We start from the raw sequence: 15257 nt of genomic DNA, 5'->3' as shown, positions 1-15257 counted from the left end.
GTCAGTCCCCCCGGAGGGCGGTTTCGAGGACCGCGGCGATCTGGGCCGCCGGGCCCGGGGTGAGTACGTCGCTGTGGGTGCAGTCCAGTTCGTGCACCTCGACCACGGCGGTGCCGCGCCGCCAGCCCGCCGTCTTCTCGGCCGTGGTGGGTTCGGCGTCGCGGGTGGCGGAGAAGAGGGTCACCGGCCCGTCGTACGGGGACGGCTGCCACTCCCGTGCCAGACGTACGTGGTGGGCGCCGGCTTCGACCATCGCGTGCAGCCGTGCCTCGTTCAGCGCCTCGGGGGCGGACTCGCTGCGGCGGACCGTCGCGAACGCCTTCGCGCGGGAGAGCGGGCCCGGCTCCACGGGCAGGCCGCGGGCGTGGGAGCGCAGCAGCATGTGCAGCACCTCGTCCTCGATCACGGCCGGGTCCAGCGGGGTCCGGGAGACCTCCGGCGGCTGGGGCATGGAGTCCAGCACGGCGAGCAGGCGGATCTCCTCGCCCGCGCGGCGCAGGCGCACCGCGATCTCGTAGGCGAGCGCGCCGCCGAAGGACCGCCCGGCCAGCGCATACGGGCCGTGCGGCCGGCGGGCGCGGATGCGTGCGGTGTACGCGTCCGCCATCTCGTCCATGGTGCGGGGCAGTTGGTCCGCGCCCGTCAGCAGCGCCGGGCTCTGCAGGGCGTGCACCGGGCGGGCCGGGTCGAGGTGGCGCAGCAGCGAGGCGAACGACCAGCCGAGGCCGAGCCCCGGGTGCACACAGAACAGCGGGGTGCGCTCGCCGCCCGCGCGCAGGGTGAGCAGCGGGGCCAGGCTGTCCTCGGCCGACGTCCGGTCCGGCCGGGCAGTGGAGGTCCTCCGCCCGAGCCGGGCGGCCGGTGCGGCCGGAGGCGCGGTGTCGAGCCGGGCGGCCAGCGCGGCGGGGGTCGGCGCGTCGAAGAGCGTGGCCAGCGGGACCCGTACGTCCAGGGCCGCCTCGACCTTCGAGGTCAGCCGCATCGCGGTCAGGGAGTGGCCGCCGGAGGCGAAGAAGTCGGTGTCCGGCGTCACCTCGGGCATCCCGAGCACCTCGGCGAACAGCGCGCACAGCTTCCGCTCCCGCGCGCTGCCCGGCGCCCGTGCCCCGGCGACGGCCTCCCCGGTCCCGGGTCCGGGCTCGGGCAGCGCGGCCCGGTCGACCTTGCCGTGCCGGGTGAGCGGAACCCGGTCGATGGGGGCCCACACGGACGGCACGAGGTGGGCGGGCAGATGGCGTGCGGCGTGCCGACGCACCCGGGCCAGGGTCTCGGGCCAGGGGTCCCCCGGTTCCTCCGGCACCAGCCACGCCGCCAGCCGTTTGCCGCCCGCCGCGTCCCTGCGGGCGGCGACCACCGCACGGGTCACGCCGGGGCAGCCGGCCAACGCGGCCTCGACCTCGGCCGGTTCGACACGGAAGCCGCGGACCTTGATCTGGTCGTCGACGCGTCCGGCGAACTCCAGGACGCCGTCGGGACTCCAGCGGGCCAGGTCGCCGGTGCGGTACATACGGGTGCCCGGCGGACCGTACGGGTCGGCGACGAACCGTTCGGCGGTCAGGCCCGGCTGCCCGAGGTAGCCGCGGGCGAGTCCGGCGCCGGCGAGATAGAGCTCGCCCACGCTCCCGGCCGGCGTCGGACGCAGCCGGTCGTCGAGGACGTAGCCGCGGGTGTTGTCCAGCGGGCGGCCGATGGGTACGGCGGCCGAGTCCGCCGGAGCGGTGTGCGCGGTCGCGAACACCGTGGTCTCGGTGGGCCCGTAGCCGTTGACGACGGTCGTGCCGGGGCAGTGCTCGCGGATACGGCGTACGGTCCCGGGCGCCAGGACGTCGCCGCCCGCCCACACCTCGCGCAGTCCGGCGAGCGATCCGGGCGCGATCTCGGCGACGGTGCGCAGCAGTTCAGGGGTGAGGAGCAGCGCGGTGATCCGCTGTTCGGGCACCATCCGTCCGAGCAGCTCGGGTGTGGTGGTCCCGACGGGGGCGACGACCACGGTCCCGCCGTTCAGCAGCGGGATCCACACCTCGTACGTCGTGGAGTCGAAGGTGTACGGGCTGTGCAGCAGCACCCGATCGTGGGCGCCGCCCCGGAAGCGGCTGTCGGCGGCGAGTTCGACGATGCCCCGCTGGGGGACGACCACGCCCTTGGGTTCTCCGGTGGAGCCCGAGGTGAAGAGCACACAGGCGGTGGAGTCCGGGTGGGCCTTCGGGCCGTGGAACGCTCCCGCGTCACCCCGCTCGCGGGCGTCCAGCAAGGCGATGTGCGCGGGCAGTTCGGCCCCCGGCTCCCCCGCGGTCAGCGCCACGCGCACCGACCCGGCCGCCGCGAGCCGGGCCAGTCGCTCCGGCGGCTGCTTGGCGTCGAGCGGGAGCCAGCCGGCGCCCGCCTTGAGGACCGCGAGCTGGGCGACGACCTGGTCCGCCGAGCGGGGCAGCAGCAGGGCGACGATGTCACCGGGGGCCACTCCGGCGCCGGTCAGCCGGGCGGCGAGCCGGTCCGACTCGGTGTCGAGGCGGGCGTACGTCAGGACGCCGTCGGCCCACTCCACGGCGGGCGCGTCCGGGGTACGGGCCACCTGCGCGGCGAACCGCCCGACCACGGTGGCCGGTTCGGCCACCGTGCGGACCGAGCCCGCGGCCAGGGCTAGCAGCGCGTCGTGCTCGTCGCCCGGGAGGACGTCGAGCCGGTCGGCGGGCCGCGCGGGGTCACCGGCGAGTTCCTCGAAGACGCGGACCATACGGCCGGCGACCGCGTCCGCCGAGACACCGCGGCGGCAGCTCACCGACAGCAGCAGCCGCTCGGCGACGGCGACCGCGAGGGTCACCGGGTAGTGCGTCGCGTCGTTCACCCCGAGCAGGCATGCCTCCTCGGGCCCGTCCTGGGCCTCGGACCGCTGCGGGAAGTTCTCGAACGCGAGGACCGTGTCGAAGAGTTGGCCGACGCCCACCGTGTGCTGCACCTCGGCGAGGCGTGCGTGCTGGTGGTTCAGCAGCCGGGACTGCTCGTCCTGGACGCGGGAGAGGAGCTCGCCGACGCTCTCGCCGTCGCGCAGCCGTATCCGTACCGGCAGGGTGTTGATGAACAGGCCCGCCATGCTCTCGACGCCGGGCAGATCGTGCGGGCGGCCCGAGACGACCGCGCCGAAGACCAGGTCCCGTGCACCGGTCATCCGGGCGAGCACCAGGGCCCAGGCGGTCTGCACCAGGGTGTTGAGGGTGACGCCCGCCTCGGCGGCGCGCCGGGACAGGGCCGCGGTGAGCGCGGCCGGCAGCAGTACCCGGGTCCGGCCCGACTCCTCGTCGGGTGCCGTCGGCGCGAGCAGGGCGGGCCGTTCGAGGCCCTCCAGCGCCTCGCACCAGGCCGTCTCGGCCTTCTGCTGGTCCTGTCCGCTCAGCCACACCAGGTACTGCCGGTAGGGCGCGGCGGGCGGCAGCGGCCGGCCCGCGATCAGCTCGTTCAGGTCCCGCTCCAGGATCGGCAGGGACCAGCCGTCGATGAGGATGTGGTGGACCGACAGGATCAGTTCGGTCGTCCCCGTGCCGTGCCGTACGAACAAGGCACGGATCAGCGGCGGACGCGCCAGGTCGAAACGGCGCTCCGCGTCCTCGCGCAGCAGAGCGGCCATACGGTCGTCCGCCTCGGCGGGTTCCAGACCGGTCAGGTCCGCCTCCGCCCAGGGCACCTGGGCCTTCTGCGGGACGATCTGCACGGGCCGGTCGAGGCGCTTGTGCCGGAAGCAGGCGCGCAGGTTGGGGTGCCGCTCCAGGAGCGCGTTCACGGCGGCCCGCACGGCGGCCCCGTCGAAGGACGGGCCGATCCGGAAGCGGGCCTGGACGAGATAGGGGTCGGGTCCCGTGCTGCCCCGTACGGCGTGGAAGAGCAGGCCCTCCTGGACCGGGGAGAGCGGGAGTACGTCCGCGATGCGCCCGCTCATCGGACGACCTCCTCGTCGAGGTCGTCGAACTCGTAGGAGACGTAGGAGCCGTCGGAGCCGTCGGAGCCGTCCGAGTCGTCGGAGTCCGCAGAGTTGCCGAGTTCGTCTGAGTCGTCGAACTCGTCCGAGTCTTCGAACTCGTCGGGGTCTTCGAACTCGCCGAAGTCCATGCCGCCCTCCAGCAGCGCGAGTTGGTCGCTCGTCAGGTCGACCAGCGGGAAGTCGGACGGGGTGTGGACGGCCCCGCCGCCCGGCGCGGCCCGGTCCGCGAGCTCGGTGAGCGCCTCGGACCAGCGGCGGGCCAGGTCCCGTATCGCGTCCTCGGTGAACACCCCGGCCGCGTAGGAGAAGCTGGCTTCCAGGCGCAGTTCGCCCGCCACCTCGTGGGCCAGTACGTCCACTTCGAGGGCATGGTCGAGCGGCAGCGCGTCAGGGCCGATGTCGAGCAGCCGTCCGCCCGCCGCGTCGCCGCCGCTGAACCGGCCCAGATAGTTGAAGCGCACGTCGGGCGCGGGCAGTGCGGCGAGTGCGGGGCCCGCCTCGGGGCTGAGGTAGCGCAGGACTCCCCAGCCGAGACCGCCGGACGGGACCGCCCGCAGCTGTTCCTTCACGCGCTTCAGGGCCTCCCCCGCCCGCTCTTCGGCCACGTCGCCGATGTCGAGGCGGACCGGGTACTGGGTGGTGAACCAGCCGACGGTGCTGGACACGTCCACGGGAGCCGAGAGCGGCTCGCGGCCATGGCCCTCGATGTGGACCAGCAGGGCCGTGCCGGTGCCCCGGTGCCGCACGGCGGCCGTCGTCAGGGCGGTGAGGAGAACGGCGTCGGGGCCGCAGTTGAAGGCTCCGGGCAGCGTGACGAGCGCGCTTCTGGTGAGCTCCGCGTCCAGCTCGACGGTGACGGTCGCCCGGCGGTCGCCCGCCCCGCGGCCCCCGGCGATCCGGACGTCCGGTCCCGTCAACTGCCGTGTCCACCACGGCACTTCGCTGCCCAACTGGTCGGCCTCGCGAGACAGCTGCCGGGCCCAGCGGGCGAACGAGGTGCCCTTCGGGAGTCCGGTGCCACCCCCGTGCCCCGCCTGACCCGCGTTGCCCGCGGACTCCTCCGTCAGCGCTTCGGCCAGCTCGGGACCGAGGACCCGCCAGGAGACCCCGTCGACGGCCAGGTGGTGCACGGTCAGCAGGAGGAGCCCCTGGCGGTGAGGCCCCGCGTCGAGCCATACGGCCCGCAGCATCTCGCCGGCCTCCGGGTGCAGCACCGTGGTGCGCGCCAACTCGGCCGCGATGTCGGCGGGTTCGGCGTTCTCCGGAACATCCAGGCGGACGGTCTGCCCGGCGTCCGGGCCGGAGTCGGCATCCGGGCCGGTGTCGGCGGGCACCTCCAGTTCCCAGTCGGCGGTGTCGTGGCGCAGCAGCCGCATCCGCAGCACGGGGTGCCGTTCGGTGAGGCCACGGACGGCCGAGGCGATCCGCTCCAGGTCCAGGTCCGTGCCGGGCGGCAGCGGAAACACCATGGACTGGGTGAACTTGCCCGTTTCCGAGGCCTGTTGGCGCCACCAGTGCATCACCGGGGTGAGCGGGAAACGGCCGTCTCCAGTGTCCTGTTCCTCGTCGGGCGAGGCCTCGGCGGGCGTCCGCGCGAGGGTGGCGAGCCGCTCGGGCGTCCGTACGTTGAACACGTCCCGTGGGCTCAGGGCGAGACCGGCCGCCGAGGCACGGGCGGCCAGCTGGATGGCCATGATGCTGTCGCCGCCGAGCCGGAAGAAGTCGCCGTCCACGGAGACCTGTTCGGCGCCCAGAACCTCCGCGAACAGCAGGCACAGTGTCCGCTCTCGGTCTGTCGCGGGGGCCCGGCCCTCGTCGGCGGCGCGTTCGGCTGGGGCGGGCAGGGCGGCCCGGTCTATCTTGCCGCTGGTGGTCAGCGGCAGCGTGTCGAGGACCAGCACATCGGCCGGGACCATGCCGGCGGGCAGCCGTGCGGCGGCGTGTGCGAGCAGCGCGTCCGGGTCGAGGACGTGTCCGGGGGCCGGCACGGCGTAGGCGACCAGACGCGGACCGCCGCCGCGGCCCTCGCGTACGACGACCACCGCCCGGTCCACGGCGGGGTGTTCGGTGAGTACGGCCGCGATCTCGCCCGGTTCGATCCGCAGGCCGCGCACCTTCACCTGCTCGTCCCCGCGGCCCAGGAAGTGGGTGGTGCCGTCGTCGTCGCGGTACGCCAGGTCGCCGGTGCGGTACATGCGGCCGCCGGGCGGCCCGTACGGGTCGGCGACGAACCGCTCGGCGGTCAGGCCCGGCTGCCCGAGGTAGCCACGGGCGAGCGCGGCCCCCGACAGATACAGCTCGCCGCACACCCCGGCGGGCACCGGGCGCAGCTGCTCGTCGAGGAGGTGGACGCCGGTGCCGGCCAGCGGGGTGCCGATGGGCGGGGTGGTGCCGTCGGCGGACAGCGGCCCGGACACCGTCACGACGACGGTGGCCTCGGTGGGGCCGTACGCGTTGTGGAAGCGGCGCCCGTCGACGGCCCAGCGGGCCACCAGGTCCGGCGGGCAGGCCTCCGCGCCGACGACGATCGTGCGCAGCCCGGGGAAGGGCCCTTCGGGCACGGTCGCCAGGACGGACGGCGGCACGAACGCGCAGGAGATCCGCCGCCCGGTCAGCACCGCCCCGAGGTCGTCGCCGACCAGCGGCCCGGCGGGCGGCACGACCAGGGCGCCGCCGGAGCCGAAGGCCAGGCACATCTCGCCGATGGAGATGTCGAAGGACGGCGACCCGAGCTGGAGCACCCGGCTGCCGCCGTCCAGCGCGAGCCGCTCCACCAGGGTGCGCACCATCGCGGCCACACCCGCGTGGGTGACGACCACACCCTTGGGGGCGCCGGTGGAGCCGGAGGTGTGGATGACGTAGGCGGGCCGGTCGGGGTCCAGCGGGGTGGCGGGGAGTGACTCACCCGCGTACACCGAGCCGTCCGCCTCTTCGTCCACCGCCTCGTACGCCTCTTCGTACGCCCGCTCGTCCAGGACCAGGCGCGGTACGTCCGTCTCCACCGGCAGGCCCTCGGGGCCGGTGACGAGGAGGTCGGGGGCGGCGGCGGTGAGGGTGCGCACGAGGCGCTCGGCGGGGTGGTCGGGGTCGAGCGGGAGATGGGCGGCGCCCGCCCGCTGGACGGCCAGTGCGGCCACCGGCCAGTCGGTGCCGCGGCCCAGGGCCAGCGCCACGATCCGCCCGGGGCCTGCCCCGTGCCGTATCAGGTGTGCGGCCAACCGGTCGACGCGTTCGGTGAGTTGGGCGTACGTCAGGGTCCGCTCGGCCGATTCCAGGGCCACCGCGTCCGGGGTGCGGGCGGCCTGCCGGGCCACCAGGTCGGGCAGCGACACGGGCTCGGGGGCGGCGGGTCCGGCCGAGGCCGCGAGCAGCCGCTGCCGCATCGCGCCGGGTACCAGGTCGATGTCGCCGACGAGTGCGTCGGGGTCGGCGGTGATCCGGTGCAGGAGCTCGACGTAGCACTCGGTCCAGCGGGCGACGGTCTCGGTGGAGAACACGTCGGTACGGATACCGAAGAGGCCCTCCATGCCGTCGTCGCAGTCTTTGACGACGCCGACGAGGTCGTGTTCGCCGCCGGTGTGGATGCGCTCCGGCTCGGCGAACTCCTTCATCACCGTGACGCTCGCCTGCTGCGTCAGATGCATGAACACCCACTGGTAGAGCGGGGCGCGGCCGGCGCTGCGCTCGGGCGCGACGGCCGAGACGATCCGGCCGACCGGCACGTCCGCGCCCGCCATCAGGTCCGGGAAGTCGGTGGCGAACGCGGCCAGCACGTCGGCGAAGGAGCGGTCGGGCCGCACCCTCCAGCGGGTCGGCACGGCGTTCATGACGTACCCGATGACCTGGTCCAGGCCCTTGGCGGAACGGTTGGCGATGGGGGTGCCGAGGACCAGGTCGTCGGCGCCGCTCACCCGGTGTGCGAGGACGGCGAAGGCGGCCATCAGGACGACGTAGACGGAGGCTCCGCGCTGCCTGGCCAGGGCGCGTACGGCCGCGGCGGTCGGCGCGTCGATGTGGAAGGGGACCTGCGCGATGCCGTCGCCCTCGGTGACGGGGGTGCCACCGCCGCCCCGCACGGTGAGCGGACCGGGCGGGTCGGCCAGGTAGCGGCGCCAGAAATCGAGCCGTTTCGCGAAGACCCCGGACTCCTCCAACTCCTCCTGCCAGCAGGCGAAGTCGGCGTACTGGATGGCGGGCCGGGTCAGCTTCGGCTCCTGGCCGTCGCGGAGGGCGACGTACGCCTGGGCGAACTCGCCCTGCAGCACGTCGAACGACCACCAGTCGCTGATGGTGTGGTGCAGGCTCAGCATCAGCGTCGAGCGCCGCTCGTCGACCCGGACGAACCGCGCCCGGATCAGCTTGTCCCTGCTGAGGTAGAAGGGGCGGCCACGGAAGGCGTCGAAGGCCTCCGCGATGGTCGTGCCGGTGCCCCGCAGGTCCTCGTGCTCCAGGACGAACGGGCCGTCGTCGGGGAAGTGGACGCGCGGCTCCCCCGTCTCGCCCGCCACGATGCGGGTGCGCAGGATGTCGTGGTGGGCCTGGATCAGCGTCAGCGCCCGCTCCAGATGGGCCGGGTCGACGGGCTGGTCGAAGTGGTAGGCGGAGCACAGGTTCAGCGCGGGGGTGCCGGGATACAGCTCCTCGTACACCCACAGGTCCCGCTGGGCCGAGCTCAGCGGCACCGGCCGCGCCGGGTCGCGCGGCGGGACGACGGCGGGCACCTCCCGGTCCCGCCCGGCCTCCACCATGCGCCGCATCAGCCGCACCCGCTGCTCACCGCCGAGCGCGCTGAAGCGGTCGGCGAGGGAAGGAGAGGAAGAAGAAGGGGAGGGGGAAGGGGAAGGGGAAGGGGAAACGGCCGTGCCTACGGCAGCGGTGCGGCCGGCAGTGGTCTCGGAAACGGTGGGGGCGGTCATCGGACGGCCTCTTTCAGTTCGGCCAGGCGGTGCAGGCTCGCGAGTACGTCGTCGAGGCCGAGGCCGAAGTCGATGAAGCAGGCGATCTCGTCGACACCGAGTTCCGAAAGGTCGGCGAGCATCTTGGCGCAGTGGCCGGGCGAGCCGAGGAGGCTGCCCCAGCTCAGATAGCGCTCGAAGGCGAAGTCGGCGAGCATCGCGGTCTGTTCGTCGGTCAGGCGCGCGGTCCCGGGGTCGGCCGAGCGGTTGGCGGCGGTCTGCCGGACGTAGGAGGCGAGGTACGTTTTGAGCGGGGCGCCCGCGAGGCGGCGTACCTCCGCGTCGTCCGCGCCGACGTAGGTGTGGGCCATCAGGGTCACCCGGCCGTGCGCGTCGGTGCCCCGCTGGTCGGGGGCGGCGGCGCAGGCGGCCCGGTAGCGGGCGATCTTCTCGGCAAGTTCGTCCCGGTTCTGTCCGACGGTCGCCCCGAGCACTCCGGTGCGCAGCCGTCCGGCCGCCTCCCAGGTCTCCGGGTTGCCGGACGTGGTGACCCACAGGGGCAGGGTCTCCTGCACGGGCCTGGGCTGCGGCAGTACGGAGACGGGTGCGCCGGTGCCGTCGGGGTACTCGGCGCTCTCCCCCGCCCACAGCGACCGCAGCACCGGGATGGTGTCCAGGGTGCGTTCCCGGCGGTCGGCGTAGTGCCCCGGGGCGAGGGTGAAGTCGGCGGAGTGCCAGCCGGTGGCCACGGACAGGCCGACCCTGCCGTGCGAGAGGTTGTCCACGACCGCCCAGTCCTCGGCGACACGCAGCGGGTGGTGCAGCGGCAGGACGACGCTGCCCGCGCGGATGCCGATCCGCTCGGTGGCGACCGCGAGCGCCGCGCTGAGCACCGGCGGGCTGGGGAAGACCTGCCCGACCTGCTGGAAGTGGCGTTCGGGGGTCCAGACGGCATGAAAGCCGAGCCGGTCCGCGGTCTTCGCGACGGTGAGGATGTCCTCGTACGTCTGCGCGTGCCGCGTCTCGCCGGCGGTGCTGTCCGCACCGAAGAACATCACGCTGAGGTCCATTGCCTCTCCTTCTGCTTCGGGCTGCCGTGGGGCTGTGATTCCGGCCGGCGCGGCACGCGCGGGCGGCGGGTGATGGGGGCCGCGGCGGGCGCGGGACCGGCTTCGGCCCGCTCCAGCTCGGCGGCGAGCAGGGCGACCGTGGGAGCGGCGAAGAGCTGGGCTCCGGTCACCGGCCGTTCGTCGGTGCTGAGGCGGGCCGCGACGCGGACGGCGCGCAGTGAGTTGCCGCCGAGTGCGAAGAAGTCGTCGTGCAGGCCGATGTCCGGCCGGCCGAGGACGTCACGCCAGACGGCGGCGGTTCTGCGCTCCAGCGCGGTCCAGGGGCGCGTCGTGTTCTGCGGGGTGCGGGCCGAGGCCGCGAGCTGGTCGCTCTCGTCGGCGCGGCGGGGCGGTTCGGCGAGGCCGAGCCGTGAGATACGGGTCCCGGGGGCGGCCGCCGCCGTCTCAAGGGCGTGCACGAGCGCGTCGGCGAGCCAGTCGACGAACTCCCGCTCCAGGGAGTCGGTGCGGTACTCGAAGGTCAGGGTCAGGCCGTCCGGGGCGCCGCCGGGGCCGGTCTCGTCGGTGACGTCGACCAGCAGCTCGAACCGGGCGGCCCCGGTGCGCACGACCTCGACTCCGGTGTCGGCGCCGGGCAGGTCGACCTCGGCACGGGCGTTGTTCTGGAGCGCGAGCACCACGTCCGTGAACGGCTGCCGCCCCGGGGTCCGCGCCGGGTTGAGCGCGCCGACCACGTGCTCGAACGGCACGTCCTGGTGGGTGAAGGCCGCCAGGTCGGTGTCCCGGACCCGGGCCAGCAGCTCGCCCGCGGTGGGATCGCCGGAGACGTCGGTACGCAGCACCAGCATGTTGACGAAGAACCCGACGACGTCCTCGACGCTGCCGTCCCCGGCGCGCGCGGCGACCGGCGCGCCGACCGCCGTGTCCTCTTCGGAGCCCGCCCGCACCAGCGCGGTGACCAGGGCGGCGTGCAGCGCCATGAAGAGGGTGGCGCCCTGGTCGCGGGCGGAGTCGACGAGGCGGGCATGGGCCGCGGCGTCCAGCCTGCGTACGACGACGCCGGCGGCCTGTCCCGGTACGGCGGGCCGGTCCCGGCGGCGGGGCAGCAGCGGTCCGTCGACCGGCAGTCCGGCCAGTTCCTTGCGCCAGTAGGTGAGTTGGCGCACCTCCAGGGAGTGCGGGTCGGCCGGGGAGCCGAGCCGTTCGAGCAGGCGGCGGGCGTGTTCGGCGTACGGCACGGCGAGCGGGCGCGGGGCGGCGCCGTCGTCGCCCCGCACCCGGGCCCGGTAGGCGCGCGACAGGTCACGGAACAGCGGGCGCAGCGACCAGCCGTCGCCGGCGATGTGGTGGATCAGCACCAGCAGCGCGTGCTCGTCCGGACGTTCCCGTGTCGTGAACAGGGTGGCGCGCAGCGGGAGTTCGGTCCGCAGATCGAAGAGGAGCCGGGCCTCCTCGGCGATGTGGCCGTCCAGCTCGCTCTCGGGAACGTGCACGTGGGTGAGCGGCGGCCGCGCCTCCTCCCCCGTCAGCACGCGCCGCACGGGGGCGCCGTCCTCCTCGTCGAAGACGGTGCGGAGCACGTCGTGGCGGTCGGCGACGAGGTTCAGCGCGTCGCCGAGGGCGGCCACGTCGATGTCGCCGCGCAGCCGCAGCAGCATCGGCAGGTTGTACGCGTTCCCGGCGCCGATCCGGTCGAGGAACCACAGGCGGTGCTGGGCGTGGGAGACGGGGAGGGCGCCGGTGGAGGTCCCGGGGACGGGAGCCGTTACCGCCCTGGGGGCGGCCGCCGGGGTACTCAGACGATCCGCCTCCACGTGCGGTGCCAGCTGTGCCGGGGTGCGGGCCTTGAAGAGCGTGACGATGTCCGTCTCGGCGCCGAGCACCGCGTGGACGCGGCCCAGCAGCCGGGCCGCCAACAGGGAGTGGCCGCCGAGCGCGAAGAAGTCGTCGTCGGGGCCGACCGCGTCCACGCGCAGGATCTGGGCGAAGAGTGCGCACAGGGTCCGTACGGTCTCGTCCGCCGCGGTGGGTCCGGCGCCGGAGGCGGGCGCAACGTCCGTACCCGGCCCGCCGGAAGCGGGCACGGGGGCCGGCAGGGCCGCCCGGTCCAGTTTTCCGCTGGGGGTCAGGGGGAGCGCGTCCAGCGGGACGAACGCGGCGGGGACCAGGTACTCGGCCAGGACCGTGCCGGCGAAGGTACGCAACTTGCCTTCGTCCAGAGCTTGTTCGCGACCCTGGCGCGGTACGACGTAGGCGGTCAGCTGCCGGTCCCCGGCCGGGTGCTCGTGGGCGACGACGGCCGCCCGCTCGATGTCGGGGTGCCGGACCAGCACGCTCTCGATCTCGCCGGGCTCGACCCGGAAGCCGCGTATCTTCAGCTGGCTGTCGGCCCGGCCCAGGTATTCCAGTACCCCGTCCGGGCGGCGCCGCACGAGGTCGCCGGTGCGGTAGACGCGCTCGCCGTCGGGGGCGGCGACGAAGCGTTCGGCGGTCAGAGCGGGCTGACCGCGGTAGTCACGGGCGACGCCCGCACCGGCGGCGTACAGCTCGCCCGTCGTGCCGTCGGGGACCGGGGCGAGCCGCTCGTCGAGGACGTACAGCCGTTTGCCGGCCAGCGGGCGGCCGATGGGCACGGGGCCGCCGTCCGCCACGTCCTCGGGGGTGACGGGGTGGACGGTGAGGAAGACCATGCACTCGACGGGTCCGTAGCCGTTGCTCAGCCGCAGCGCGGGACGGCGTTCCAGGGCGCGGGCCACATGCGGGGCCGAGAGGGCCTCGCCGCCGACGACGAGTTCACGCAGGCCCTCGATCGCCTTCGGGTACTCGTCGACGATCACGTTGAAGAGGGACGCCGACAGATACATGGAGGTGATGCCGTGCTCGGCGACGAGCCGCGCCATCACGAAGGGTTCGGGCCGGTGCCCCAGGTGCAGGACGCACGTGCCGCCGTTCATCAACGGACCCCACAGCTCCAGGGCGAACGCGTCCCAGGACAGCGGCGCGCACTGGAGCCAGACGGCTCCGGGGCCGAAGGAGGCGAAGTCCTGCCCGGTCAGGGTGGACGTCACGGCGTGATGCGGTGCGGCGATGCCCTTGGGCCGCCCGGTCGAACCGGAGGTGAACATCACGCAGGCGATGTCGTCCGGCCCCACGGAAACCGTTCCGCGTGCCAACGGGCTTGCCTGTACGGCGTCTTCGACGTGCACGGGCCGGGCGCCGGAGCCCGCCGGCGGGGCGGCCGCGGGGTCCGTGTCCCGGGACGCGACCACCACCACGGCGCCCGCGTCCGCCGCCATCGCGCGCAGCCGCTCGTCCGGGAAGTCCGGGTCGAGCATCACGTATCCGGCGCCGGCCTTGAGGACGCCGAGCACCGCCACGACCAGTTCGGCCGAGCGCTCCAGATACACGCCGACGGTGTCGCCGCGCCGCACTCCGTGTCCGGCGAGCAGGCCCGCCATCCGGTCGGCCCACGCGTCGAGTTCGGCGTAGCTCAGCCGCTCGTCGCCATGGATCAGCGCGGTGGCCTCCGGGGCCCGCTCCGCCTGTTCCTCGAACAGCTCATGTACGCACTTCATGGCGCTCACCTCGCTTTTCCCGGCTCTCGGTGGTCTCAGCGGCCGGTATGTCGCTCCGGTCGGCCGGGGTGTGGGTGTCGGTCTCACTGGCCGGTACGTCGGTCTCGTCGGCCGGTGCGTCGATGTCGTCGGCCGGTACGTCGATGTCGGGAAGCAGTACGTCGATGTTCCTGATCGAGCGGCTGGCCAGGCCCCACAGCGAGACGACGGTCCCGGCGACGCCGGCGAGGAGCAGCATGGCCGCCATGCCGGTGCCGGGGGCGTCGCCCAGCAGGGGGCCCAGGACCGTGAAGAGGCCGGAGCCCGCGGCGGCCTGCGGCTCGAAGAAGTGGTCGGCGAGCGGACCGGAGAGCGCCATGGCCAGCGGGACGGAGATCTGCGAAAGGAACATCACCGCGCCGAAGACCCGGCCCTGCCATTCCTGGGGGACCTTGCTCTGCACGATGGCCTGCATCGAGGAGTTGACGGTCGTCATGAGCAGCGCGCCGACCAGGATGGCCAGGCTCCAGCCGACGACGCCGTCCACGAGCGCCATCACCACCAGGGCGGACAGGCACATGCCGACGACGCCGAGCATCATGCCCCGGCCCCGGTTCTTCGGTCCGCCCCAGGCGGCCATCAGCAGACCGCCGAGGACCCCGCCGACGCCGGTCGCGCTGTTCACGACGGCGAGCGCGTCGTTGCCCGCCCGCAGCAGGACCATGGGCTGGATGACCGCGAAGCCGAAGACCATCACCAGGTTGACGACACAGAAGTTGCCGATCAGGGCGCGCAGGCCGGGTACCCGGAACAGGTAGCGCAGCCCGGCGACGGCCTCGGCCGTGATCCTGGGGCGCGCTCCGCCGGTCTTCTCGGCGGCCTTGGCGGCCAGGGCGGTTTTGTCTTCGCGCAGGCGCACGATGCGCACGCCGACCAGCGCGAAGGCGTAACTCGCCAGGTCGATGAGGAGGGTGGGGCCCATGCCGAAGAGGGCGATCAGGACACCGCCCAGGGCCGGTCCGCCGATCCCGGCGGCGCTCTTGGCGCCCGCCAGCAGCCCGTTGGCGCGGCCGAACTGGTCCTTGCGGACGAGGAGCGGGACTGCGGAGGACAGCGCCGGGAACTGGAAGGACGCGCAGATCCCGAGCAGCAGGGTGGCGGGATAGATCTGCCAGTACTGCAGTTCCCCGAGGTAGTGGAGGAGGGCGAGTACACCGACGACCAGCAGTCCGCCCGTGTCCGCTATTTGCAGTGCGGCCCGTTTGGTGATCCGGTCGACGATTGCACCCGCAATGGGGCTGAATACCGCTTGTGGCAGCATCGCGCAGAGTGAGAGAGCAGTGACCGCAGTGGCATGTCCACCGGCGGACCAGACCTCGATAATGAACGCGAACCTGACCGCCGCGCTTCCCAGGAGGGAGACCGTCTGGCCTGACCAGACGAGCATGAGCGGCCCCATCCCCGTGAAGCGTCCGGGAATGTCCGCAGTTTTCCGGGCGCCCATGTCAGGAGCCGTACCCGTTGCACAGAAGCGACGGGCGCGATGGCGGATACGCCGGCCTGTCTTCGAGCGGAGTGCTTACCACGCCTCAATCCCCCAGGAATTCGGATTCCCCTGCGGATCACCATGGATCGCGCCTGAATTGAACAGCCCACAGCATGGGGGCGGCGATTACCTATGCGTTCCCATCGCGAACATCGGAACGGGAATCGGAAGGGAACGTTCCGGGAGAGAATCGGGATCCGCACGGGCGAGGGTCCGGCT

5 protein-coding genes are annotated in these 15257 nt (G+C 73.7%); all 5 read right to left on the bottom strand.

The window, feature by feature from the left end; all coding sequences use genetic code 11:
* Position 1: 1 nt before the first annotated feature.
* Genes OG975_RS26445 through OG975_RS26425 form a run of 5 tightly spaced genes read right to left on the bottom strand, consistent with a single transcriptional unit; the run spans position 2 to position 14939 of the window.
* Positions 2-3931 carry an amino acid adenylation domain-containing protein gene (locus OG975_RS26445; RefSeq protein WP_406331868.1) on the bottom strand — a complete coding sequence of 1310 codons (3930 nt, stop codon included), beginning with the start codon at positions 3929-3931 and terminating at the stop codon, positions 2-4.
* Entirely contained in the window at positions 3928-8889 is a 4962-nt protein-coding gene (locus OG975_RS26440; protein ID WP_406331867.1) for an amino acid adenylation domain-containing protein, read from the bottom strand. Before OG975_RS26440 ends, OG975_RS26445 begins: the two co-directional genes overlap by 4 nt.
* On the bottom strand, positions 8886-9938 hold the full coding sequence (locus OG975_RS26435; protein WP_406331866.1) for a MupA/Atu3671 family FMN-dependent luciferase-like monooxygenase: 1053 nt from the start codon (positions 9936-9938) through the stop codon (positions 8886-8888). Before OG975_RS26435 ends, OG975_RS26440 begins: the two co-directional genes overlap by 4 nt.
* Complete coding sequence (locus OG975_RS26430; RefSeq protein WP_406331864.1) at positions 9923-13513, bottom strand: amino acid adenylation domain-containing protein; 3591 nt, start codon at positions 13511-13513, stop codon at positions 9923-9925. Before OG975_RS26430 ends, OG975_RS26435 begins: the two co-directional genes overlap by 16 nt.
* Positions 13497-14939 (bottom strand): MFS transporter, encoded by a 1443-nt coding sequence (locus OG975_RS26425; protein WP_406331863.1) that lies wholly within the window; start codon positions 14937-14939, stop codon positions 13497-13499. Before OG975_RS26425 ends, OG975_RS26430 begins: the two co-directional genes overlap by 17 nt.
* Positions 14940-15257 lie beyond the last annotated feature (318 nt).

Source organism: Streptomyces sp. NBC_00203, from assembly GCF_045206325.1.
Lineage (GTDB): Bacteria > Actinomycetota > Actinomycetes > Streptomycetales > Streptomycetaceae > Streptomyces > Streptomyces lutosisoli.
This window is presented reverse-complemented; position numbering and strand designations above follow the sequence as displayed.